Annotated in this window: 3 protein-coding genes; all 3 read right to left on the bottom strand. The window is 52.0% G+C overall.

Features of this window, described 5'->3' with window-relative positions; genetic code table 11:
• Positions 1-92 precede the first annotated feature (92 nt).
• From E1189_RS04965 to E1189_RS04955, 3 genes are read right to left on the bottom strand one after another with little or no spacing between them, the layout of a single operon-like run.
• Positions 93-518 carry a VRR-NUC domain-containing protein gene (locus E1189_RS04965; RefSeq protein WP_155158947.1) on the bottom strand — a complete coding sequence of 142 codons (426 nt, stop codon included), beginning with the start codon at positions 516-518 and terminating at the stop codon, positions 93-95.
• Positions 518-1309, bottom strand: a complete 792-nt coding sequence (locus E1189_RS04960) for a KilA-N domain-containing protein (RefSeq protein WP_155158946.1) — start codon at positions 1307-1309, stop codon at positions 518-520. The genes E1189_RS04965 and E1189_RS04960 overlap by 1 nt, the downstream gene beginning before the upstream one ends.
• A complete protein-coding gene (locus E1189_RS04955; RefSeq protein WP_155158945.1) occupies positions 1306-1695 on the bottom strand; it encodes a helix-turn-helix domain-containing protein in 390 nt (129 codons plus the stop codon). The genes E1189_RS04960 and E1189_RS04955 overlap by 4 nt, the downstream gene beginning before the upstream one ends.
• Positions 1696-1905: the final 210 nt, after the last annotated feature.

The raw sequence follows: 1905 nt of genomic DNA, 5'->3' as shown, positions 1-1905 counted from the left end.
CTTTTTTTGCGGGTGTCCAGGCTGTGTAGACTGTCCTGTCTGTGCAGTGCTGTTTGCTGACAACGTAGCCATCCCTATCTTTCTTGAAATACTCAGTCATTTGCCGCTGGGCATTGGGTGGGCTGGGTTTCCGGCCAGCTCATGTACTCATCAATCACCGCCTTAAACTCCCCATACCCTTTACAGATACGAGTGCAGTAACCGGCCCCAGCCAACCGAGCCAGCCACTCCTTCTGCTTGGGGCTAACTGCAGAGCTGTGTGGAGCCTTGGCTTTCATCTCCACATACAAGCCAAAGAAGCCACCACGAGCCAAAGCCACCTTGATATCGGGCACACCAGCCTTCACCCCTTCCGCCTTCAGTTTCGCGGCAGTGGCCTTGTGACGATGGCCGCCATTGGGCACGTGATAGGCATGAGAGAACGCCTCACGGTGAACAACCCGCATATATTCAAAGCAGAGGCGCTGCTCATGGGATTCACGGTCTACCCGCTTGTGCTGCAAAGCATGGTGAGCCATTACGCCACCTCCTGTTCGGTGAACACCATGTGAGTCAGGTTGCCGTCCCAGCTCTGCTTCATGGGGAGTTTGTTATTCAGGTACTGAATGTAGAGCCAGCGCGCGCCCTTCTGGGTGAGCTGGGGCTGATGGGAAACGTGGCCGTCTTCGTTGGGGATGGTGTGCCCTTTGAAATACTTATCACGAACCGTGGAGCTTGGGGAGTGGCCGCGCTTTTCACGGATCAGGATGCCGCGATTCACCAGTGAGTTGTTCACCTGCTGAATATTCACACCATTCAGCTGCCTGCAGAACTGCGGTGCTGTCAGCCCGGGTACAAACTGGCGGGCAACTGTGTTGCACACATGGTTCAGGCGCTGCACTTCCTGTTCAGCATGAGTTTTCTGTTCAAACTGTTCTGCCCAGGCACGGGCGGCCTCTGCTGGGTTGGTGAAGTCCGGCAGGTTGGCTGCTGGTGGATTGGCTATTCGCTGAGAGGATTTTCCTGATTTGTGATCAAGAAAAACCTGATTAACTTTGAGCTGGAATGAAGGACTGATCCAGCTCGCATAACTGATTGCCAGCAATTCATGAGCGAAAGTACCCCCGTGTTTTCCTCTGGAACTAAATACCGGAATCTCGGTATTTGACTTTTTTAACTCCTCAATCAACGCAATCGTAGAATTTAAAGCCAACCAGTAGCTTGGGCCGTGTTTTTTCTCAGCTCCACTGGCTTTGTGCAACGCATTCAGGTTAAACCGGCCTTCCGCATCGGTTGTAATTTCTACATCTGAAACAATTGGGTTATTCATACCGCCATCCCCATCAAAAACCTGTTAGCCAAACCGAACGGGTGGCTCTTCTCAGGCTCAAGAATGACCACCTCACTTTTTGAAGATTGTGTTTCATTCCGCTTTGATGGCCCCAGGTAGCTGACAACTGTTGAACGATGACGACCAATAAGCTTTGCAATTTCATCGATGGTCTTGCCCTGCTGCCTTAGCTCAACGGCTCGCTGCTTCATGACCGCAGAGTAATTCGGAATGGTCAGGCCAAGCTTGTTGATATCATTTCGAATCGTTGTCTCACCACAAACGAGCAATGCCGCCATTTCTCTGATGGTGAAACCCTCAGCGTGCAGCTCTGCCACCTGCTCACGGCGCTGAAGCGTTTGCTGTATTTTGTCGTCTGTTGACATACGTCCCCCAAGCTCCAAAGCGCTTAAATGCGAAAATCACCATTGCTGGACGGAATACAGGGCCATGCGGACGCAAGATCACACAGGCCGACAATGAACAAACCGCACAGAATCGCTGCTGGGAAAAATAAAACCTGATACATCACGCCACCTCTGCTTCAGTTTCACGGGCTTCGAATTCATCCCACACACCACGCCACTCCCGTGCAA

The sequence above is a fragment of the Parendozoicomonas verongulae genome (genome assembly GCF_009711465.1).
Lineage (GTDB): Bacteria > Pseudomonadota > Gammaproteobacteria > Pseudomonadales > Endozoicomonadaceae > Sansalvadorimonas > Sansalvadorimonas verongulae.
The sequence above is the reverse complement of the archived record's forward strand: the minus strand, read 5'-3'. Positions and strand labels throughout refer to the sequence as shown.